We start from the raw sequence: 15,519 nt of genomic DNA, 5'->3' as shown, positions 1-15,519 counted from the left end.
TGCGGCACCGCCGCATCCAGAACGAGGAGGAGTGGCATGGGTTATCCGTTGCCGAACGAGACCGCCTTCAAAGGCCCATTCGCGCCAATGCGCTTCGAGGCGACCGTCGAGGAGTGCATCGTCAGCGAAGGTGAAATCCCCCGCGATCTGTGCGGTGGAGCGTACCGCACGGGACCCACCTGGAAGCGCCCGACGAAGCAGGGCACCAACGCCCTGCTGTCGATGGACGGAATGGTGCAGGGCCTGGTTTTCGAGAATGGGCGGGCCGACTTCCGCAACCGCTGGATCCGAACTCCCAAGTACCTGCTCGAGGAACGTCATCAGCAGGGCATGTTCGAATGGACGGACGGGGTCTGGAGCGATTGGCGCAATCTCGGCTACGGCGAGGTGAAGCGCGACTGCTATAACGCGGGCGTGCCGCAGGGCACCAACAACATCAACATCTTCCCGTTCGCCGGCGGCCTGGTGGCCTCCGGCGAGGTCGGTGGCCCGCCGATCGAAATCGACCCAATCACGTTGGACACCAAGGGCATCGTGCCCTGGTCGCCCGCGCTTTCACCGGGGATACACGATCCGGCGGCGTACGGTGACGCGACGTTCAGCGCGCACCCGAAGTGGGATCACGACACCGGCACCCTCTACGGCTGGGTCTACCGGGACATCAAACCGTACGTCACCGTCCACATCGTCGATCCCGACGGCACGGTCCACACGCGCGAACTGCACGACGCGCCTTACAACTCGGTGGCGCACGACATCTGGCTCACACCCGAGTACATGGTGATGCCGTTCCAGCCGTTCGTCGTCGATCGTCAGCGGATCGCCAACAACCTGAGTATCTTCGGGTGGAATCCCGAGCTCCCGGTGGTCATCGGACTCATTCCGCGACACGACCCGCACGCTCCGGTCCGGTGGATCGAAACCGACCTCGAGCCGCAGTACGTAATGCACACCATGTCCGCGAACGTGGATGGAGACCGGTTGACGCTGGATGCGCCGATCTTCAATCGACCCCCGTTCCCGTTCGAGCAAGATTTCGCCGAGGGCGACGACGTCAAGCTCTTCTTCAGCATCGCCAAAAGCAGCCTCGGTCGCTGGACGATCGACCTCCGGACCGGGGCCGCGAAATCCGAGCAGCTGTCAGACCGGCCCTGCGAACTTCCGAAGGTGGACGAGCGCTTCTACGGCAAGGGTTACCGATGGGGCTACCAAATCGGCGGCGTCAACAAGCGATCGGGCATGTCGATGAACAGTCTGGTGGCGACCGACATGAAGACCCTGTCCGATGCGGAATACGTCATCAGGACGGATCAACCCGCCGCAGTCCTCGAGGCAACCTTCGCGCCGCGCACACCGGACGCTCCCGAGGGGGACGGGTACCTCATCGTCCCCGTGTCATGGTGGGCTGAAAAGCGTGGCCAATTCCAGATCTTCGACACCCACGACATCACCCAGGGCCCAGTCTGCCGAATCGATCTCCCATTCGCGCTCGGGTGGACACCGCACGGTCACTGGAAAGACTTCCGCTGATGCGGCGCACGCTTTTCGGCGCCGAACACGAAAGGTTCCGGGCCGTCGTCCGTCGATTCTTCGACGAGGAGGTCGTACCGCAGTACGCGGACTGGGCGATGGACGGCCGTCCACCGCGTGAATTCTGGAGGGGCGCTGCGCGAGCCGGCATCCTCGGCATCGGAGTACCCAAGGAGTGGGGAGGGCTCGCGCACTCGACCTTCCGGCACAGCGCCGTCGTCTCGGAGGAGGCTCAACGCGCCGGGCTCGCCCTCGGCGGGGTCCGGGTGCACACCGACATCTGCATGCCCTACTTCCTGAGATTCGGCAGCGCGGAGCAGATCGCCCGTTGGGTACCGCGACTCACCGCGGGGGAGGCCGTCGTCGCACTCGCCCTGTCCGAGCCCGGCGCCGGTTCGGACCTCAAGTCGATGACCACGCGAGCGCAGTTGGACGGCGACCACTACGTCGTCGACGGCGCGAAGACGTTCATCTCGAACGGCGCAGCGGCCGACCTCATCGTGCTGGCGGTCAAGACCACACCCGACGCCGGCCGCAACGGAATCAGCCTCCTGGTCGTCGAGGCGGACACCCCCGGCTTCACTCGCGGTCGCAAACTGGACAAACTCGGATTGCACAGCCAGGACCTCGCCGAATTGTTGTTCTCACAGATGCGGGTTCCCAGGGACAACCTGCTCGGCGAGCAGGACGCCGGATTCGGTTATCTGACGTCGAATCTCGCACAGGAGCGGTTATCGATCGCAGTAAGCGCCCAGGCCGCTGCTGTGGCTGTGCTCGACCGCGCCACCGCTCAGATCGCGCACAAGCCTGGGCAGCGAGTGAAATTCGCTATGGCCAGTTCGCACGCCGAGGTCGCGGCGGGCCAGGCACTCATCGACGAATCGATCGCGGCCCACGAAGCCGACGAACTGACGCCGGCCGACGCTGCCGTCGCCAAGCTCTTCTGCACGGAGTTACAGGGGCGCGTCACGCAGCGCTGCGTCGACGTCCTCGGAACGGACGCCCTCCGAACGGATTCCTTCGTCGGTCAAAGTCTGCTCGACGGCCGAGTCACCCGCATCTTCGGCGGTTCCAGCGAGATCATGAGAGTCCTCGTGGCGCAGTCGATGGATCTGTGATCGCCTCCACCGCGGATCACGCGGTTGCGAGAACGAAGTCGAGCAGCGCCGTGTCGAACGCGTCGGGAGCCTCGAACATCGGGTAATGACCGCAATCGGGCAGTTCGATCAGAGTCGAATCGCGGAGCGCAGCGTTTAACCAGCGCGCACCCCGAACCGAATGCACCGGATCGTTAGCGCCGATCACCTGCAGCACAGGCAGATTCACGTCCGTGATCTTCTCCATCAGGTCGGTGTTCAACATCGAGCCGTAGAGCGGTGCCGCCGCCCACGAGGGCATGACCATCGACAGCGAGCACAACCAGTTCAGGAGTTCCGTTGTAGGTTCCCTGTGAAACCCGGACAGAATCGTCTGCCGGCGTGCGCTGATCCGATCGGCGTATTCATCGCGCAGCAGTACCGGTTCAACCGACTCAGGGGGGGCGCCGAACGGGAAATCCTCACTGCGGGAAGCGCGGACGGCGTTGGAGCCGACCAATACCAGGCGTGAGAAGCGATTGCGGTCGTCCCCCGCGGCCGCGCGGAAGGCGACCTGCCCGCCGAGAGACCAGCCGACCAGTGCCGCGGACTGCACGTCCAGTTGATCACACGCCAGCAGCAGGTCGTCGGCGAGCTGTTCGATCGTGTACCCGTTCCACGGCTTATCGGACGAGCCGTGCCCGCGCTGGTCGACGCAGATGACGCGATGACGTCCGCCCAGAACGCGCACCTGTCGATCCCAAACCTGGTGACTGAGTCCGAAACCGGCGACGAGAACCACCGGCACCCCCTCGCCGACATCCTGGACGAAAAGTCGAACCCCATCCTGTGCGGTGACGTACGGCATGCGGGCATTGTAACGGACGTGAACCGCCGTTCACGCGGTCGCGGACACGTCCATTATGTCGGCGCCGGGTGGTGCCGACCCGTATATTCGGGATGCCGCGTCGCACATAACACGGTCGGCAGATGGAGTGCACTCATGGCGCCTCGGGGCAATCGCCGGGCCAAGTCGGTACCGAAGACCTCGCAGAAGGATCTGATCGAGGCCGCCGACGAACACCGTCGGCCGCGGGGTCGACCCAAGACCGAGATCGACCTCGACCTCGTCGCCGACGCGGTCGCCGGGTTGTTCGTCGAGGGGGGAATGGACGCCGTTTCGATCGTCGGCGCCGCCAAGAAGCTCGACGTGTCGCGAGCCACCCTCTATCGCACCGTGCCCACCAAGGAGCACCTTCTCGGCGTGCTGTTCGAGCGCAGCACGAAAGAACTCACCGAGATGGCCACGGCGGTGGTCGACTCCGATCAGCCGATCCGCGCCAAGCTGGCGCAACTCATCGAACTGCAGGTGGACGCGGCGGTCCGCATGCGCAGATACCTGCCCGTCTTCTTCGGCGGCATCGGTCTCCCGTCGGACGTGTTCAAGCGGTGGCACTCATGGAGCCGCAAGTACGAGGCCATGTGGACTACCTGCGTGCAGGAGGCGATGGACGAGGGCGTGCTCGCCCACTCGCATCCCGTGGCTGCGACTCGACTCATCCTGGGCCAGTGCATCTGGGTGTCACGGTGGTACAGGCCGAACGAGGGAATAGCGACCGCGGACATCGCCGAGGCGGCGATCAATCTGGTCCTGCACGCAGAACCGGCTAAGGCCACCCGCCGACGCGCCAAACGCGCTTAACCGCCGTTCACGTGCCTCGTTGACCCGGCGTCTGCGTCACGTCTACAATTTGAGACGATTTGGCTCAAATTATGCGGGCGTCCGATGCGACCCGCGCCCAACGACCGTCCCAGCGGACGGTCCAGAGGACGGAGACCATGGCAGGTCGGCAGTGGTCGCGCTTCAGCGACGAACAGATCGAGTACGCGAAAGCGGTGAGGGCTTTCTGCGAGCACGAAGTCGGTTCGCACAGTAAGCTTCTCGCCCTCACCGACGACGGCCGCGAACTGCACAACCCTGAACTACACCAACGGTTCGCCGATGCCGGCCTGCTGGCGGTCTCCATTCCCGAGGAGTACGGAGGAAGCGGTGGCGGCCTGGTGGAACAGTGCCTCATGTTCGAGGAGATCTTCTACGGTCTCGCGCCGCTTCACGGAGCCGGAACCTCGCACACCGTCGCAGGCATCTTCAAGAAGTTCGCCACTGAGGAGCAGAAGAAGGAGACGCTCGCGGCCATCTCCACCGGATCGGTGATGTCGATCAGCATCTCCGAACCCGAGGCGGGGTCCGACGCTGCGAACATCTCGTGTCGCGCCGAGCGCCGCGGCGACGAGTACGTCATCAATGGACAGAAGACGTGGTGTTCGGACGCGCAGTTCGCAGCGTCGATCCTGGTGGTGACGCGAACTAGGCGCGGCGAAACCCGCCACAGCGGCCTGACGATGCTGCAAGTGCCCGCGGATGCTCCGGGCTTGACCATCAAACCCATCGACACCATGGGCGGACGCGAGGTCAACGACCTCTACTTCACCGACGTGGTCGTGCCCGCGGAGTCGGTAATCGGTGAGGAGGGCCAGGCCTGGAAGCAGGTGAGGTCCGGTCTCAACGGAGAACGGTTGGTGTGCGCCGCTCAGGCGCTCGGATCGGCACAACGCACGTTCGACGACCTGCTGGCTTACGTCAAGCAACGCAAGCAGTTCGGCCAGACGATCGGCAGCTTCCAAGCGCTGCGACACCGCATCGCCGACCTCGCCATCGACCTGGAAGCGGGTCGGGCTCTGGTCTACGACACCGTGCTGATGGCCGAGGCGGGGTCGGCAGTCGAACCGGAGTTCGTCCGTCGCACGTCCATGGCGAAGGTGAAGATGACCGAGGTGGCCAAGAAGATCGCCATCGAGGGCGTCCAGATGATGGGCGGGTACGGCTACGCAAGCGAGTTCGGCATGGAGCGGCACCTCCGTCACAGCATCGCTCCCACCATCTACGCGGGCACCAACGAGATCCAGCGTGAAATCATCTCCAGCACAATCGGTCTGAGGTAACGATGTCTCCGGAAGCACCACTTCAACAATCACCGTCGGTCGGCGCTGACGACCTGGCCGTCGAACTGCTCACCAACGGGATCGCCGTCGTCGAGATCCGCCGACCACCGAACAACTTCTTCGACGTCTCGTTGATCGAGGCAATCGCAGCCGCGCTCGACACCCTGATCACTCAAACCGAGGCGCGCACGGTCGTACTGGCTTCACATGGAAAGCACTTCTGCGCGGGAGCGGACTTCGCTGGCACCACCGAAGCCGCCGAGATCGACCCGGACCAGGGCGCCAAGGCTCTGTACGAGGCGGGGGCCCGTATCTTCGAGTCTGAACTGCCGATCGTCGCGGCAGTGCAGGGTGCGGCGGTCGGGGGAGGGCTCGGTCTGGCTCTGGCCGCCGACTTCCGGGTGGCGGGTCCGTCGTCGAGGTTCAGCGCCAACTTCTCCCGATTGGGTCTGCATCACGGATTCGGACTCACCGAGACCCTGACCCGCGTCATCGGGCAACAGCGCGCTCTGGAGCTGCTGACGACCGGCCGCAGGGTGAAAGGTGAAGAGGCCCACGCCATCGGGCTCGTCGACAGATTCGTCGACGACGACCAGATCCGCTCCGCAGCGGTCGGTCTGGCGACCGAGATCGGCTCGGCGGCCCCACTCGCGGTGCGCAGCATCCGCGCGACAATGCGGGCCGGACTCGCGGAGGCGGTCCGGCGCGCCACGGCGCACGAACGGGCCGAACAGGCTCGGTTGCGAGCCACTGACGACTTCGCCGAGGGAATCCGCGCCGCCGCGGAGCGTCGCCAACCGAAGTTCACGGCACGATGAGCAGCACGGTTGCCGCGGCGCGCGTCGTCTCCACCGACTCCGACCTGAGGTCTCTGCGCGATCAGGTGCGCAACCTGACTTCCCGCTGGCGTGACGCGGGCCGCTACACGCCCCAAAGTGATTGCTGGCTGCGATCTTTCGATCTCGAGTTTTCGAAGGAACTCGCCGACATCGGACTCATCGGGATCACCTGGCCCACGCGCTTCGGCGGCGCCAGCCGCGACGCGCGAGCGCGTCTGGTGGTCACCGAGGAGCTGTTACGAGCGGGCGCGCCGGTGGCGGCTCACTGGATCGGCGACCGTCAGATCGGGCCGACGGTCCTGCGTCACGGGACGCCGGAATTACAGCAGGAACTGCTGCCCGGGATCACCAGCGCGTCGTACGTCTTCTGTCTGGGAATGAGCGAGCCGGAAGCCGGCTCGGATCTGGCGGCCGTGCGGACGGTCGCCAAGCGGGTCAACGGCGGCTGGTCGGTCAGCGGACGCAAAACGTGGACCAGTAACGCGCACCGCGCGACACACGGTTATCTGCTGGCGAGAACGAACTCGGATGGACGTAAACACGAGGGGTTGTCCGAGTTCGCCTTCGCGATGGACTCGCCGGGCGTGGAGATCTCACCGATCGTCGACATGTCGGGGGAACACCACTTCAACGAGGTGACCCTGACCGATGTCTTCGTTCCCGAACACTGCCTGATCGGCACGGAGGGGAACGGCTGGCGTCAAGTGGTCGAGCAGTTGTCCTTCGAAAGGGGCGGGCCCGAGCGGGTTCTCACTACGTATCCGCTGCTGATCGCCGCAGTCGACAAACTGCGTGAGGCTGGTGACGACCGCCACGATCGGGAACTCGGTGAACTGATCGCCCGCCTCGGCGGACTCCGCCAGCAGTGCTGGGAGATCGCGGCGGCACTCGACGAAGGCCGGGCGCCGGTGACCGAGGCCGCCAGTCTCAAGTACCTCGGGACCCGCTTCGAGGTCGACGTCATCGAGTTCGGTCGGCGTGTCGGCCTCGGTGTGCAACGACGGGGACCGCTTTCGACGGCGCTGATGGCGTCGCCGGGCTTTAGCATCCGCGGCGGAGCGTCCGATGTCCTGCTGTCGATCGTCGCGAAGAGCGGGGCACGCGCGTGAGCGAAATGCACCGGGAACTGACGGACCTCATCGGCGGACTCGCCCCCGAGCTACACGGTCGGGCGCCACGTGACCAGTGGGCTCGACTGTCCGCCTTCGGCCTCACCGGAATCGCTTTGGCCGAGGCGGACGGAGGGTCGGGCGGCGAACTCGCGGACCTGCTTCACGTGATCGCCGAGCTGTCCCGCCACGGCGTCGTCACGCCGATCGTCGAGGGCTCGACCGCTGTGCTGGCGACGGGGCGCCTCGTCGACGACGAGTTCGGCACCGTCGCCGTCGTCGACGGTGACGTTCTCACCGAGCCGTCGTCGCGGATCACCGCGAGCGCGGTCCCGTACGCGGAGGAGGCTGCACTGCTCGTCGTCGGTGACGACGTCGCCAGTGCGTCGCTCGACGCGAGCCTGCTCACGATCCGCGAGGGCGACGAGGCCAATCCGGCGGGACAGAGTCTGCACGACGTGTCCGTCGACGGCGCGGCCGCCACCCGACTCGAGACGAGCGGTGCCGCGCTTCGCACGCGACTGCGTCTGGCTCGGGCCGCAGCCCTGCTCGGTAGCGCCCGCGGTGCGTACGACCTGACGAAGCGGTACGTCGCGCAACGCGAACAATTCGGTGCTCCGCTCATCAAGATCCCCGCAGTAGCCGCTGCGCTCGCCGACATGGCGATCCAGACGCGGTTCGGTGAATCCGCCCTGAGAAGAGCGCAGGCAATCGTCCGCGCCCCGACCAGTCCGCTGCTGCAGACCACCGCGGCCGCCTCAGCGCGCATCACGGCGGCCGGCGTGGCGACCCGGGTGGCCCGCACTGCCCACCAACTGCACGGCGCGGTGGGGGTCACGCTGGAGTACAACCTGCACCGGTACAGCGAGGCCCTGTGGTCCTGGAGGGATGCCGACGAGCACGAAGACGTCGTCAGCGAGCGGCTGGGCGCTCTGGCGCGGACCAACGACGAGGGCACGTGGTGGGACGAGATGACCGCGGTAGCCGGCCCCGTCGAGATTGACAACGTGTGAGGCACGACACTACTATTTTGAGACGGTAAGGCTTTTAAATATGGCCTCCCGACCCAATCGATGGCGCTTTCTCTCACCGCGCCACGTTTTCGGGTGCGACCTTAAGGCTGAAAGGAATTGAGATGGGACGGGTTGAAGGTAAGGTCGCGCTGATCTCGGGGGTCGCCCGCGGACAGGGCCGTTCGCACGCCGAGGCGCTGGCACGCGAGGGCGCCAACATCATCGGCTTCGACATCTGCCACGACGACCCCGATGTCGAATACCCGCTCGCGTCGGAGGCCGATCTGAACGAGACGGTCCGCCTGGTCGAGGCGGCCGGAGGCAAGGTCGTCACCAAGGCCCTCGACGTCCGCGACCACGAAGAGGTGAAGGCCTTCATCCAGGAGGGTGTCGACTTCTTTGGTCGGCTCGACATCGTGCTCGCGAACGCCGGGATCATGGCCATCACCGGCGAGCAGCGACTTCGTCGCAGTGCCTACATCGCCGGTATCGACATCATGCTCAACGGCGTGTTCGACACCGTGAACTACGCCATCCCGCACATCCGGGCGGGCGGGCGCGGTGGATCGATCGTCATCACCAGCTCCACGGCCGGACTGGTTGGCGGACTGGCCGACGGCAACCCGGGCGTTATGGGTTACATCGCGGCCAAGCACGGCGTCGTGGGTCTGATGCGGGCTTGGGCCAACGCGCTGGCCCCCGAGAACATCCGCGTGAACACCGTGCACCCCACCGGAGTCAACTCACCGATGATCGCCAACGAGGCCTTCGGTCGCTTCGTGCAGGAGTTCCCGGAGATCGCCGGCAACCTGCAGAATCCGCTGCCCGTCGAGAACGGTCTGATTGATCCGATCGACGTCACCAACACGATCCTGCACTTGGTGTCCGACGCCGCGCGCTACGTCACGGGAACAACCACCGTCGTCGACGCCGGCTTCACCAACAAGCGGTAGACCACCAACCAATCCCTCTGTCCGCCAAGGAGATAGACAAGTGACAAGTGTGCGACCCGAGGTCAAGGTGCTCGACCCCGAGACCTACGCCAACGGTGATCCAACGACGTTCGGAATGCCGTTGGATCAGTTCGAGTACCTGCGGAACGAGGCGCCGGTCTATCTCCAGGAGTTCTCGGATCCGCTGTTGGTTGAGCGCGCCTGGGTTCTGAGCCGTCACGCTGACATTGTCCGGGTCGACAAGGACGCCGAGACGTTCGCTACCGATGAGGGATTCGTGAACATCTGGCGGGTCACACCCGTCGACCCGAAGAACGGCGGCATGCCGTCGATGTTGTGCGCCGCCGGCGATGAGCATCGACGGCAGCGCGGGGTCGTCAGTAAGGGTTTCACCCCGAAGGTGGTCCGCAAGCTCGAAGAAAAATTCCGCGTCTACGCACGCGAGATCGTCGACAAGGCGCTGGACAAGCGGAGTTTCAACTTCGTCACCGACATCGCCCACGCGATGCCCATGGAGGCACTGGGAGACGTGCTGGGGGTACCCGGAGAGGACCGCGAGAAGTTCTTCTCATGGGTCGACACGTTCGCCGCTCCCTTCGATACGCGCATCACCCCGTCCTTCGACCACGTCATCGAGGCCATCGGCAATCTCATGGCGTACTCGATTGAGTTGACCGAATTCAAGGGCAAGTGCCCGGCAGACGACGTCATGACCCAGATCGTGCAGGCAATCTCAGAGAGGACCCTTTCCGAGGACGAAATGATGGGCAACGTCGCCGTACTCGCCTCGGGCGCCGCGGAGAGCACTCGGACAGCCCTGAGCCACGGGATGCACCAACTGATGCGCGACGGCGATCAGATGGCGTGGTTGCGCGAACGCAGCAGCGACATCCCCGGCACGACGATATCCGAAATGGTGCGCATCGCATCGCCTTTCACCCATCTCGTTCGCACCACGACGACTGACGTCGAGTTCCACGGCACGACGATCCCCAAGGGTGAGATCGTCTGCATGCTGTTCGCATCCGGCAACTTCGACCCAGAGGCCTTTGGCGATCCCAACACGTTCCGACTGGATCGCGACCCGAACCCCCACCTGAGTTTCGGCAAGGGGGCTCACCAGTGCCTGGGCAAGCACGTGGCTTCACTGGAGATGAAAATCCTCATGGAGGAGCTTCTGCAACGCACGAAGGACATCCAGCCCGACGGCGACATCGAATACGTCCGGGACGCCTACTCACGCGGCGTGTACCGGCTGCCCGTCACGGTCACGCCGGCCTGACCCACGGACCGGCCGGTGTGTGGCCACGACAAACCCACACACCGGCCCCCGGGCACGGAACGCACGACCGTGCTCCCCATTCGACCAGAAAGACGAACCATGCCAGTCTTCGCCGACGCCGCCGCAGCCGACGGGATCTTCGTCCCGTTCCTCACCGAGATCACCTCGGATCCAAAACTCAAGGACAAGTTCATCGCGGCGAACACGAGTTTCAAGATCGTGTTCGCCGATCCCGCCGCCGCTTACCTCGTCGACTGCACGTCCGACCCTGTGACCGTGGTCAGCGGTGACACGGCGCTGAACGGGGAGGCCGCCGTGGAGTTGACGATGTCGGCGGACGACGGACACAAGTTCTGGCTCGGCGACCTCAACCTGATGGGCGCCCTGGCTCGTCGCAAAGTGAAGCCGAAGGGCGAGGTCACCAAGCTGGTGGGACTACTTCCCACGCTCCAGAAGGCGTACCCGATCTACCGCGGCCACGCGGCCAAGAGCGGATTGGTCTAATTCGCGGGGCGACGGTCCAGCTGGCTGTTGGAAGGGGATGACGAGTGCCCACGATCGGCGGCATCGCCCTGAGCAACGGACGGCGCGTACCCACTCGCGACGCCGTGCTCGATGGTTGCCGACACTGGTCCTGGGCGGAGCTCGATCACGCGATCGCGGTTGCGGCGGGCTCGATGTCCCGATACGGGCTCCGCAAGGGCGACCGCCTGGCGGTGCTGTGCTCCAACTCCGCCGAGTACATCATCATGTGCCACGCCGGGTCTCGGCTGGGCCTCATCATGGTGCCGGTGAACACCCGGCTGGCACCTCCCGAGATCCGCTTCATCCTCGAGAACAGCGGGGCGGCGGTCCTCGCCCACGACGAAGCGCACGCGGACATGGCCCGAACGGCCTGCAGCACAATTGAGTCGGTACGACCAAGCGCCGTCGGATGGGACGACGGCACCGGTGATCTCCTCGACGACGGCAGCGGCGAAACGCTTACGGTCGATCTCGCCGACGAATTCGACGATGCGTTCATCCTGTACACCTCCGGCACCACCGGGCGGCCGAAAGGCGTGCTGCTGGATCACCATCGCGCCGTGTGGGCGGCCATGGCGCAGATCGTCTCACTCGGCCTGCGAGACGGTGACCGGTACCTGCACCTGACGCCGATGTACCACTCGGGCGGGACCACGTTTCTCAACGCGACGACCCTTCTCGGCGGAACGCACGTCATCGCAGGAAGATTCGATCCAACCACCACACTGGACCTCGTCGAGGCGAATCGCGTCACCTGGCTGTTCGGTGTTCCGACCATGTACCAGCAGTTGCTGCGCCATCGCTCGAATCGGCAGCGCGATCTGTCGTCATGGCGCGTGGGCGTATTTGGTGCCGCTGCGATGCCGCCCGCCGTGGCGGAGGAGCTGCTCGGCGCGTTTCCGGACGTCCAGATGTTCCAACAGTGCGGTCAGACCGAAGCCGGGCCCACCGGCGTCTACTCCACGATGGACCAGATCCTGGCCCGGCCGGACTCATCGGGGCACACGGCGCAGCCCTTCATGGAAGCGCGGGTGATCGACGCCGCCGGAACGGACACCGAACCGGGAGGAGTGGGGGAGCTGGTATTCCGGGGCGAGGCGGTCATGAAGGGGTACTGGGGGCAGCCCTCGGCCACGGCGGACACCGTACGAGACGGGTGGCTGCACACCGGTGACCTCATGGAGGTCGGTGCCGACGGCTCGCTGCGGCTGGTCGACCGTCTGAAGGACGTGATCATCACCGGCGGACGTAACGTCTACTCGGCCGAAGTGGAGCAGGCCATCGCCTCACACCCTGATGTCACCGACGTCGCCGTCATCGGTCGGCCGCACCCCGAGTGGGGCGCCACCGTGGTCGCCATGGTGACCACGGTGCCGGATTCCGACGTGGATGCGGAGCGACTGCGCGACCACTGCCGGGAGTGGATCGCCGACTTCAAGGTTCCCCGCACCGTCGTATTCGGTGACGTGCCAAGGAATTCCACCGGCAAGGTGCAGAAGGATCTGCTGCGCGCCGCGATGTCGAGTTTCTCGCACGCCGAAGAGGAGACGGCAACACCGTGCTAGAACAGCCCGAGTCGTTGCCAACCCTCGGCCCGGGGGAGATCAAGGCGTTGCGGGATGAAGCGATCTCCGGCGATGTCGACGCTCAGTTCAATTTGGCGATCCTTCTCACCGAACGAGGTTGTTGCGAGGACCGCGAAACGGCAAAGCACTGGTTTCACACCGCCGCCGTCTCCGGGCATGTCGGAGCCCAGTGCAATTTGGGCGTCCTCCTCGACGAGACCGGCGACGACGCGTCACGGGTCGAGGCCGAGCAGTGGTGGCGGCGGGCTGCTGAGAGGGGACACGGCGGTGCCGCCCACAATCTCGCCACGAACCTCGATCGGCGCGCAGATCCTGAGGCCGAATACTGGTGGCGCGTCGCCTCGGAAGCCGGACATCCGGGTGCTCGCGTAAGCCTTGGAGCCCTCCTCTACGGCCGGGGCGACGAACAGAGCAGGACCGAGGCACGCAGGCTATTTGCCGAAGCCGCCGAGGCGGGGGATCCGGACGCCCAATTCAATCACGCGAACGTCCTGAGACAGGAGGACCGCACGGGCGGATCGGCAGCGGCGGTGAAGCACTGGTTGCTCGCAGCGGCCGAACAAGGGCACGCCGATGCGCAACACTTGCTGGGATCGCTCGCCTATCAGCAAGATTCGCCCGACTCCGTAGAAATCGCGCGCTATTGGTGGGTGCGCGCGGGCCGCACCGGTCACGCCGACGCACTTCACGACCTCGGCGCGTTGCACTACTACCGAGACGACCTCGAGCAGGCCGAGCGTTGTTGGCGCACCGCCGCACAGCTCGGACAGGTGAGCGCGGCGTTCCATCTGGCTGTAGCCATCTTGAACCGCGGCGAGAACGACGTCCACGAGGGAAAGCGGTGGCTCGCCGTGGCCGCTGCAGCGGGCCACGGCCCGGCTCGCACCGCCTTGCAGGGGCTGCAGCGGAGCCGCATCGGCTCGCCCACGGCGACGCCCCGTGCCGTCCGACGCGGCGACGCGACCTAACGTGGGTGTTCGGTCGGGGTCAACTCGACCGCGCGGATTGGGTCACCGAACGAGCGAGTTCGGCTACGACATTGTCGGGCAGACGCTTACACTCGATCGGCAGCGCGACCAGGCGTTCGATGGCGTAGCGGTACTCGCCCGCCGTAAGTGTCAGGGCGTGGCTGGTGCAGCCTCTCGAGACGAGGCATCTCGTAATTCTGCGCCGGTCAAATAAAAGCCGCTAGAGCGACTTTCGGATCGATGCGAAAGTGCCCTGACGTGATGCCTGCCCGTCCGCGCCCGTGATCATGATTCCGTTGCGTAGACTCTGTCCGAAGTGTTAGTTTTGACACGCGTAATCTCAAATGAACGACCCGGCGCCGGTGCGGCGCTCGCCGTTGCAGCGGGATCCATTTCATGCGAGGGGAAGGTGCGGCCGTGGATCCGAATCCCGACTACGACGCCAGCGACGAAATCGAACACTTCTTCTCTTTCCTGCCGTGGGCCCTGCGCGGCGTGTACCCGCCTCCCGCCTACCCTCCCGACTGAGAGGTGCATGATGCCGAAACACCCCGTCGTAAGGACGTCCGCGTGAGGGCGATATGTGGTCTGCGGGTCCTCTTCGCAATGATCATCGCGGCGAGTCTTTGGTCAGCGCCCACTGCACGGGCGGACGGCGTCGAGATGCTGAGGGTGCCGTCTGCGGCGATGGGCCGCGACATTCCCGTGGCGTTCCAGGGCGGCGGCCTGCACGCGGTCGTGCTGCTCGACGCGTTCAACGGCGGCGACGGTATCAGTAACTGGGTCGGGGCGGGTGCGCTCAATACCCTGGCGGGCAAAGGCATCTCGGTGGCGGCTCCGGCAGGCGGCGCGTTTAGCCTCTACACCAACTGGGAAGCCGACGGCAGCAAGCAGTGGGAGACGTTCCTCACCGACGAGCTGCCGAACTGGCTGGTGGCGAACAAGGGCCTGGCGCCGGGCGGGCACGGCGTGGTCGGCGCCTCGCAGGGTGGCACCGCGGCCGTGACGCTGGCGGCGTTCCACCCCGACCGCTACCGCTACGCAGGCTCGCTGTCGGGTTTCATGACCCCGTCGGCGACGTGGATGAACGGCGCGATCACCGCGGGGATGGCGCAGTTCGGGCGCGTCAATACGCAGGCGATGTGGGGTGCCGCGCAGCTCGGCCGCTGGAAGTGGCACGACCCCGATGTCCACGCCCAACTACTGGTGGAGAACAACACTCGGCTCTGGATCTTCAGTCCATCGACGCTCACATGCAGCGATCCCGCGGCGATGATCGGCTACTGCGACCAGGCACAGGGGAGTAATAAGTCGTTCTATGTCCACTACCGAAACGTCGGTGGAGCTAACGCGCACTTCGACTTCCCAACGGGGGGCCAGCACGACTGGTCCAGCTGGGGACCGCAGCTGGCGGCGATGGCCGGTGACCTCGCCGCGACCCTGAGATGATCGACGACTAGCAGAGTGGACCTCGCATGGGCACCGGTACTCAGGTCGAGGCCTTGGCAAAATCGTTTGGAATGCAGCAGATCTGGAGGACGAGCTGACGCTGATCCTCGACGACATCAGATCACGACGGACGCCGGTCACCGCGGTCGGTTCGGGGGACGGGCCGTGACGGGCACTCGAGCCGGC

General features: G+C 65.4%; 15 protein-coding genes. 14 read left to right on the top strand and 1 reads right to left on the bottom strand.

Annotated elements, in window-relative coordinates:
• Window positions 1-36: 36 nt before the first annotated feature.
• Entirely contained in the window at window positions 37-1,530 is a 1,494-nt protein-coding gene (locus AWC25_RS23095; protein ID WP_085167817.1) for a carotenoid oxygenase family protein, read from the top strand.
• The gene (locus tag AWC25_RS23090) at window positions 1,530-2,648 is read left to right on the top strand and encodes an acyl-CoA dehydrogenase family protein (protein WP_085167859.1); all 1,119 of its coding nucleotides are present in this window, start codon (window positions 1,530-1,532) and stop codon (window positions 2,646-2,648) included. The genes AWC25_RS23095 and AWC25_RS23090 overlap by 1 nt, the downstream gene beginning before the upstream one ends.
• A 16-nt stretch (window positions 2,649-2,664) precedes the next feature.
• Here AWC25_RS23090 and AWC25_RS23085 read toward each other — a convergent pair whose 3' ends face one another.
• Complete coding sequence (locus AWC25_RS23085; RefSeq protein WP_085167815.1) at window positions 2,665-3,474, bottom strand: alpha/beta fold hydrolase; 810 nt, start codon at window positions 3,472-3,474, stop codon at window positions 2,665-2,667.
• 135 nt (window positions 3,475-3,609) lie between these two features.
• Here AWC25_RS23085 and AWC25_RS23080 point away from each other — a divergent pair, with 135 nt between their 5' ends.
• The 12 genes from AWC25_RS23080 (at window position 3,610) to AWC25_RS23030 (ending at window position 15,333) form a co-directional block, all read left to right on the top strand.
• The gene (locus AWC25_RS23080; RefSeq protein WP_142279009.1) at window positions 3,610-4,308 is read left to right on the top strand and encodes a TetR/AcrR family transcriptional regulator; all 699 of its coding nucleotides are present in this window, start codon (window positions 3,610-3,612) and stop codon (window positions 4,306-4,308) included.
• Window positions 4,309-4,445: 137 nt separating this feature from the next.
• A complete protein-coding gene (locus AWC25_RS23075; protein ID WP_085167813.1) occupies window positions 4,446-5,609 on the top strand; it encodes an acyl-CoA dehydrogenase family protein in 1,164 nt (387 codons plus the stop codon).
• A 2-nt stretch (window positions 5,610-5,611) separates the two neighbouring features.
• Complete coding sequence (locus AWC25_RS23070; RefSeq protein WP_085167811.1) at window positions 5,612-6,427, top strand: enoyl-CoA hydratase/isomerase family protein; 816 nt, start codon at window positions 5,612-5,614, stop codon at window positions 6,425-6,427.
• A complete protein-coding gene (locus AWC25_RS23065) occupies window positions 6,424-7,557 on the top strand; it encodes an acyl-CoA dehydrogenase family protein (protein WP_085167809.1) in 1,134 nt (377 codons plus the stop codon). Before AWC25_RS23070 ends, AWC25_RS23065 begins: the two co-directional genes overlap by 4 nt.
• Window positions 7,558-7,562: 5 nt before the next feature.
• Entirely contained in the window at window positions 7,563-8,570 is a 1,008-nt protein-coding gene (locus AWC25_RS23060) for an acyl-CoA dehydrogenase family protein (RefSeq protein WP_244899594.1), read from the top strand.
• Between the two features lie 122 nt (window positions 8,571-8,692).
• Window positions 8,693-9,523 (top strand): mycofactocin-coupled SDR family oxidoreductase, encoded by an 831-nt coding sequence (locus AWC25_RS23055; protein ID WP_085167806.1) that lies wholly within the window; start codon window positions 8,693-8,695, stop codon window positions 9,521-9,523.
• Between the two features lie 49 nt (window positions 9,524-9,572).
• Window positions 9,573-10,805, top strand: coding sequence for a cytochrome P450 (locus AWC25_RS23050; protein WP_244899589.1), 1,233 nt, complete (start codon window positions 9,573-9,575; stop codon window positions 10,803-10,805).
• Window positions 10,806-10,904: 99 nt separating this feature from the next.
• A complete protein-coding gene (locus tag AWC25_RS23045; protein WP_085167802.1) occupies window positions 10,905-11,309 on the top strand; it encodes an SCP2 sterol-binding domain-containing protein in 405 nt (134 codons plus the stop codon).
• Window positions 11,310-11,353: 44 nt separating this feature from the next.
• Window positions 11,354-12,895, top strand: a complete 1,542-nt coding sequence (locus tag AWC25_RS23040; protein ID WP_085167800.1) for a class I adenylate-forming enzyme family protein — start codon at window positions 11,354-11,356, stop codon at window positions 12,893-12,895.
• A gap of 14 nt (window positions 12,896-12,909) precedes the next feature.
• A complete protein-coding gene (locus AWC25_RS23035) occupies window positions 12,910-13,884 on the top strand; it encodes a tetratricopeptide repeat protein (RefSeq protein WP_158089777.1) in 975 nt (324 codons plus the stop codon).
• Window positions 13,885-14,301: 417 nt separating this feature from the next.
• A complete protein-coding gene (locus AWC25_RS26705; protein WP_244899588.1) occupies window positions 14,302-14,412 on the top strand; it encodes a hypothetical protein in 111 nt (36 codons plus the stop codon).
• Window positions 14,413-14,490: 78 nt separating this feature from the next.
• On the top strand, window positions 14,491-15,333 hold the full coding sequence (locus tag AWC25_RS23030; protein WP_085167796.1) for an alpha/beta hydrolase-fold protein: 843 nt from the start codon (window positions 14,491-14,493) through the stop codon (window positions 15,331-15,333).
• Window positions 15,334-15,519 lie beyond the last annotated feature (186 nt).

The organism is Mycobacterium sherrisii (assembly GCF_002102355.1).
GTDB classification, from domain to species: Bacteria; Actinomycetota; Actinomycetes; order Mycobacteriales; family Mycobacteriaceae; genus Mycobacterium; species Mycobacterium sherrisii.
Note: the sequence above shows the minus strand (reverse complement) of the source record. Positions and strands in the feature narration are given on the sequence as shown.

Bases quoted from the DNA above. Each gene is read 5' to 3' on its own strand.
- AWC25_RS23085 (WP_085167815.1), bottom strand. From the start codon at position 3,474: ATGCCGTACGTCACCGCACAGGATGGGGTTCGACTTTTCGTCCAGGAT.
- AWC25_RS23065 (WP_085167809.1), top strand. From the start codon at position 6,424: ATGAGCAGCACGGTTGCCGCGGCGCGCGTCGTCTCCACCGACTCCGAC.
- AWC25_RS23055 (WP_085167806.1), top strand. From the start codon at position 8,693: ATGGGACGGGTTGAAGGTAAGGTCGCGCTGATCTCGGGGGTCGCCCGC.
- AWC25_RS23095 (WP_085167817.1), top strand. From the start codon at position 37: ATGGGTTATCCGTTGCCGAACGAGACCGCCTTCAAAGGCCCATTCGCG.
- AWC25_RS23045 (WP_085167802.1), top strand. From the start codon at position 10,905: ATGCCAGTCTTCGCCGACGCCGCCGCAGCCGACGGGATCTTCGTCCCG.
- AWC25_RS23075 (WP_085167813.1), top strand. From the start codon at position 4,446: ATGGCAGGTCGGCAGTGGTCGCGCTTCAGCGACGAACAGATCGAGTAC.
- AWC25_RS23090 (WP_085167859.1), top strand. From the start codon at position 1,530: ATGCGGCGCACGCTTTTCGGCGCCGAACACGAAAGGTTCCGGGCCGTC.
- AWC25_RS23060 (WP_244899594.1), top strand. From the start codon at position 7,563: ATGCACCGGGAACTGACGGACCTCATCGGCGGACTCGCCCCCGAGCTA.
- AWC25_RS23030 (WP_085167796.1), top strand. From the start codon at position 14,491: ATGATCATCGCGGCGAGTCTTTGGTCAGCGCCCACTGCACGGGCGGAC.
- AWC25_RS23080 (WP_142279009.1), top strand. From the start codon at position 3,610: ATGGCGCCTCGGGGCAATCGCCGGGCCAAGTCGGTACCGAAGACCTCG.
- AWC25_RS23070 (WP_085167811.1), top strand. From the start codon at position 5,612: ATGTCTCCGGAAGCACCACTTCAACAATCACCGTCGGTCGGCGCTGAC.